The organism is Psychrobacter sp. UBA3483 (assembly GCF_002377905.1).
Lineage (GTDB): Bacteria > Pseudomonadota > Gammaproteobacteria > Pseudomonadales > Moraxellaceae > Psychrobacter.
In genome coordinates this window covers 78,386-83,090 of record NZ_DFQS01000059.1, presented here as the reverse complement: position 1 = coordinate 83,090, position 4,705 = coordinate 78,386, and the positions used below count along the sequence as shown (strand labels likewise).

The 4,705-nt window shown below is 40.0% G+C and carries 3 protein-coding genes; 2 read left to right on the top strand and 1 reads right to left on the bottom strand.

The features are described from left to right. The coding region (locus tag B2866_RS11345; RefSeq protein ID WP_296194264.1) for an IS256 family transposase at positions 1 to 639 on the top strand (639 nt) is incomplete at its 5' end. 43 nt (positions 640 to 682) lie between these two features. Here B2866_RS11345 and drt2 read toward each other — a convergent pair. Continuing rightward, entirely contained in the window at positions 683 to 2,017 is a 1,335-nt protein-coding gene (gene drt2 / locus B2866_RS11340) for an antiviral reverse transcriptase Drt2 (RefSeq protein ID WP_296194262.1), read from the bottom strand. Positions 2,018 to 2,546: 529 nt separating this feature from the next. Here drt2 and hsdR point away from each other — a divergent pair. Beyond that, positions 2,547 to 4,705, top strand: a 2,159-nt coding sequence (gene hsdR / locus B2866_RS11335) for an EcoAI/FtnUII family type I restriction enzme subunit R (protein WP_296194286.1), incomplete at its 3' end; no start/stop codon positions are given.

The window sequence follows — 4,705 nt, the reverse complement described above, 5'->3', positions numbered from 1 at the left end:
GATGGTAAAAAAGAGCTGCTTGGTATGTGGTTATCAGAGAATGAGGGCGCTAAGTTCTGGCTAGGGGTTCTCACTGAACTGCAAAACCGCGGGGTACAAGACATCTTAATCGCCTGTGTTGATGGTCTAAAGGGCTTCCCTGATGCTATCAACACCGTTTATCCCAACGCTCAGGTTCAGCTGTGTATCGTGCATATGGTGCGCTATTCAATGAAGTTTGTGCCATGGACGGATAAGAAGGCCGTAGCGGCTGATTTAAAGGCCATCTACGGCGCTGATACGCTTGAGATAGCAGAGGCCAACCTTGAGCACTTTGATGAGGTGTGGGGTGATAAGTACCCGCATGTCATCAAGTCTTGGCGCAATAACTGGGAGGGCTTAACGGTGTTCTTTAATTATCCTAAAGACATTAGAAAAGCGATTTATACTACTAATGCGATAGAGTCGCTAAACAGCGTGATTCGGACGGCAGTGAATAAGCGTAAGGTGTTCCCATCTGATCAGGCAGCATTCAAAGTGGTGTACTTAGCCACCCAGCAGGCATCTAAAAAGTGGTCGATGCCCATCCGTAACTGGACGTCTGCTCTGAATCGCTTTATGATTATGTTTGATGATCGTATTAGTAAGCATTTAATCTAAAGGGCAGTTACACAGAATTCGGGATGGGCTCCATAAACTGAGTCTACTTATTTTTTTTAGCTAAGTATTCATTAAACAGCCTATAGTGTCCTTTCACTTGCCTCTTAACATTATTAGAGTCATGCACATTAGCAACCCTAAAAACATAGCCGATATAATTTCTTTTACCAATATAAGTAAATCTAGTATGAAGCTTTCGCATATACATACTGCTTCCATTACGCTGACTAGATTCTAGTCTCTGGTAATGGGAGGTTCTCATTCTGATGGCTTTCCTTAGCTTACGATTATATCTAGATAGACCAGTCTCTCTTAAGTAAGTGTTCTCACCGTCGAATAACAACCCTAGATACTGAAGCTTACATGGATTGTTATAGCTAATACTTCCTGAATTAAAGTTTGAAATTCCGTTTTTGAACTCAATTTCCTGAGTTTTCTTATCATTAATTGGGAGTTTTAATTTATTGATTTCAGCTTTGACCAGGTTTTCTACCTCAAACTTACGACTTTTATCAAATATGAAAATCATGTCATCACAGTATCTGAAATACTTACCATCTATTTCTGCTAGATGCTTACTCACTGCTTCATCAAAATCCATCATATAGATATTAGATAGCAAGCCACTCATAGGCGAACCTTGGGGAATGCCTTTGCTACTTTTATTAGTCGTTACTAGACCGTTTTTTCTTATTTTGTCTCGGAATTCTTTGACAGAACATAGTCTATCCAACCGTTTATTTAGAGTTCTAGAATGTAGTGATAAACCCAGCTCTTTATATAGTCCTTTTTTATCCACTGAAGCAAATCTTGTCAAAGACCTATATATTTTGTAGTGATCCTTTGGTAAGTCATTAGTGGCTAACAAGCGAATCCAGTTGTCTTTCAGAATGCGATGATCAAGATTGTCAAAAAACTTTGTTATGTCATAACAAAGCACTAAGCAATCTTTTTTCTGAGAAATATAATCGAAGACGTTCTTACTAAAGTGTATATTGCACTGAGATACTCTATTGCCATCAATAATCTTTTCAACTTTTCTAAATGCTAGAACAGTATCTTGAAGTGATTTTTCTGCTAAGTAAGACTCATAAGGAATTTCTAAGGATTTAGAGTAATAAGCGTAGATACCACTGTCGACATGGCTTGGATAATTAATCAGCCTGTCTTTAGATGAGATAATGACTTTTTTATTTAATTTTTTAATTTTTTCGTCAACTATGTTGTACGAAATAAAGGGATAAAATGAGTGTTGTTCTATGTTCGAAGGCTTGGTGACGTAGTCATAGAGAAAAGTATAGGAGGGTTTTTCGTCAAAGTGTAGATAGTTTCGGTTTTTTTGTCTTTGCTTAAAGAAATTCTGATCAAGCTCTATCATTAGATGTCCTTGCCAACTTAGGAGGGTCAGATGACTGCAATCTTTTACTTCTTATGAAGTACCCCTCCAAAGTCATACGAATATCAAAAGATATCCCTCCTCGTGGCGCAGTCTAACATATCGAAGGAGTCGTGCTATGCTAACACTAATCATTATAAATACTGTCTTACAGTATCTAAATCAAGATCATGGACAGGCTCAATTGATACTGATAGTACTATCAGGATTAATTGATACTGGAGTCCAATGGTTGACATAAGCTTCCATTTAGACAAAATCCTAAATGCTTTATGATTCTATCTAAATCTGTATTTTTGTCAATTAAAATCTGGTATTTATACATTTTGCATGTCTAATTACTCAACGTAATTTAAAATAAAACACTTCCAAAATTAGATAAGATATTAAACGCTCTTGTTTACTAGTAAAACATGTTTAAGAGCGTGATGAACTATAAATACAGAACATATGTTAAAGTACTAATCATCCATAACACTAGCTATATAGGAAACGTACTGCCATGGCTGGTATCAATAAATTAGAATTATCCGAAGCAGACATTATCAGTAAGTTCATTCTACCTGCCGTTATCGGTTCAGGCTGGGATGATATGACCCAAATTCGTGAAGAGGTTAAGCTTCGTGATGGTAAGGTTATCGTCCGTGGTCAAATGGCAGTACGTAAAACAGTCAAGTCCGCTGACATTGTTTTATATCATAAGCCTAATCTGCCCCTTGCTGTTATCGAAGCCAAAGCAAACAAACACTCTATTGGTAAGGGTATGCAGCAAGCGCTTGATTATGCTGGGCTACTCGAAGTGCCGTTTGTGTTTTCGTCTAATGGTGATGGCTTTATTTTTCATGATAAGACCAGTACCACTACCCTCGAAGCAGAGATTTCACTAGCAGACTTCCCGACGCCAGCTGAGCTATGGGATAAGTATTGTCAGTGGAAAGGCTATACGCAAGCACAGCTGCCTATTATTACGCAAGACTATCATGATGATGGTAGTGGTAAATCACCGCGCTACTACCAGCTACAAGCCATCAATAAGACCATAGAATCTATTGCTCGCGGACAAAATCGTATCCTACTCGTAATGGCGACAGGGACAGGCAAAACCTATACTGCATTTCAAATCATTTGGCGTCTGTGGAAGGCGAGAGAAAAAAAACGTATCTTATTTTTAGCAGACCGCAATATTTTGGTCGATCAAACTCGGGTTAATGACTTTCAACCTTTTGGCACTGCGATGACCAAAATAGAAGGCCGTACCGTTGATCCAGCCTTTGAGATTCATCTTGGCTTATATCAAGCGTTAACAGGCCCAGAAGATCATCAGAAGGCCTTTAAACAGGTCGCACCAGACTTCTTTGACCTGATTGTCATTGACGAGTGCCACAGAGGTAGTGCTGCTGAAGACAGTGCTTGGCGTGAGATATTAGAGTATTTTAATAGCGCCACACAAGTAGGCTTAACGGCGACACCTAAAGAGACCGATGAGGTCTCTAACTCTTATTATTTCGGAGACCCTGTTTATACCTATACCTTAAAGCAAGGTATCGAAGATGGATTCTTAGCGCCTTATAAAGTGATTCGAGTTGATATCGATGTCGATATGCAAGGCTGGCGTCCAACCAAAGGACAGACAGATAAACATGGTGAATTGATTAATGATCGTATTTATAACCAAAAAGATTTTGATCGTAGCTTAGTTATCGATGAGCGCACTGAGTTGGTGGCACAAACCATCACTAGCTACCTTCAGCGTACTGACCCAATGGCCAAAACCATTGTGTTCTGTAATGATATTGATCATGCAGAACGGATGCGCCGTGCTTTGATTAACTGTAATCCAGAGCAGGTCAAAAAGAACGAAAAGTATGTCATGAAAATCACGGGCGATGATGAGTTAGGCAAAGCGCAGCTTGATAATTTCATCAACCCCAAAAAGCCCTATCCTGTGATAGCGACGACTTCAGAGCTGATGACCACAGGTGTCGATGCCCAAACCTGTAAGCTAATCGTGCTAGATCAAAATATCAAATCGATGACTAAGTTTAAGCAGGTTATTGGTCGTGGCACCCGTATCAATGATAAATACGGCAAGCTTTGGTTTACGATTCTTGACTTCAAAAAAGCAACTGAGCTATTTGCAGATGAGCGCTTTGATGGTGTTCCTGAACGTATCATGACCGTAACGCCATCGCAGATCAATGAAGGCAGCGATGAGCTTGATGAAGTGGTGGATGGCGAGTCAGGCGCAGAGTTAGATATTGCCAATGGCATTGACCTAGCTTACACAACCCAGAGTGATGATAGCGGCTTTGATTTAGGCGCTAATACTGGTGATGACATGGGTGTTAGTGAGCCCGCGAAAAAATACCATGTGAAAGGCGTACCTGTAAAAGTAATGGCACAGCGTATCCAGTATTATGATACTGATGGTAAGCTGGTCACAGAGTCTTTTCAGGACTATACTCGCAAAACTTTTACTAAGCAGTTCACTAGTCTGGATGAGTTTACCAAGCGTTGGAACGCTACTGAGCGTAAACAAACCATCATTGATGAGCTGGCAAACGCTGGTATTATTTGGGAAGCATTGCAAGAAGAGATCGGTTCGGACATGGACCCCTTCGACCTAATTTGTCATGTGGTATATGATCAGCCACCTTTGACACGTCGTGA